General features: G+C 54.1%; 2 protein-coding genes. Both read right to left on the bottom strand.

Annotation, left to right across the window (positions count from 1 at the left end):
- On the bottom strand, positions 1–335 hold a 335-nt coding region (locus tag B5E43_RS14755; RefSeq protein WP_242964857.1), incomplete at its 3' end, for an N-terminal phage integrase SAM-like domain-containing protein.
- Positions 336–338: 3 nt separating this feature from the next.
- Positions 339–641 (bottom strand): DUF6809 family protein, encoded by a 303-nt coding sequence (locus B5E43_RS14750; protein WP_087397921.1) that lies wholly within the window; start codon positions 639–641, stop codon positions 339–341.
- Positions 642–817: the final 176 nt, after the last annotated feature.

Below are 817 nucleotides of genomic sequence, written 5' to 3'. Positions count from 1 at the left end.
ACCGGCTTATCCCCCAGGTGTGGCTTGATGTTTCGTTGGATGTATCCTCGATATCCCTCCAGGGTGGAGGGCCGCACCGATGGGGCGACATACTCCTCCAGCCAGCGGTCCAGCCATTCTCCCAAGGACATTTTGCTGTTCTCGCACAGATCCACATCCCGGTATTCCTCAATGTTTTGATGGAGTTTTTTCAGCAGTTCTTTCTGCGTCTTGGCCGATACATACCGGAAGATGGGCTCTCCGCTGTCTTGGTGACCGATGACGATGCGGCCCTCCCACCGTCCGTCCTCCCGTTTCCGCACCATGCCGTCGCCGGACGGCCGTCTCTTTCCCATAGTTCATCCCTCCTCTCGGTTCATAGTCAGGTTCCCGTCATCCTCGTCCAAGGACTCGATAGCGATTCTCATCCCCAGGCGGAAACCCAGGATAAAATTCTCCAGAGCCATGGTGCTGCTGATCTCGTTCTCGGCGTTGAGGAGACGGAGCAGCAGAGTCTTCTCCTCCCCTTCCAGCCGGGCGGTGAGCCTCTCCTCGCACTGTTCTGCCCGGCCCATAGCATCTGCCAGGACCGAACCTGGTGTGATATCTTGCTCATTGGGTGTGATTTTTCCAAAGTACAGATTCTCCAGGGTGTCTCTCATGTGTGCCGCCTCCTTTTCAACGACACAACATACCACAGAAACAGGAAATAGCTAGTGTCTCGGCGCATAGTTATCAAACTGTTATCATTTAGGCACTCCGGCCTGCCGCTGTATTCATTGTTAACCGCATCATAATTTTGAGAGTTACCACCCCTTCATAGTCATACCCTGGCTTT

This window comes from Flavonifractor sp. An100 (assembly GCF_002161175.1).
In the GTDB taxonomy this organism is placed as follows: Bacteria; Bacillota; Clostridia; order Oscillospirales; family Oscillospiraceae; genus Lawsonibacter.
The sequence above is the reverse complement of the archived record's forward strand: the minus strand, read 5'-3'. Positions and strand labels throughout refer to the sequence as shown.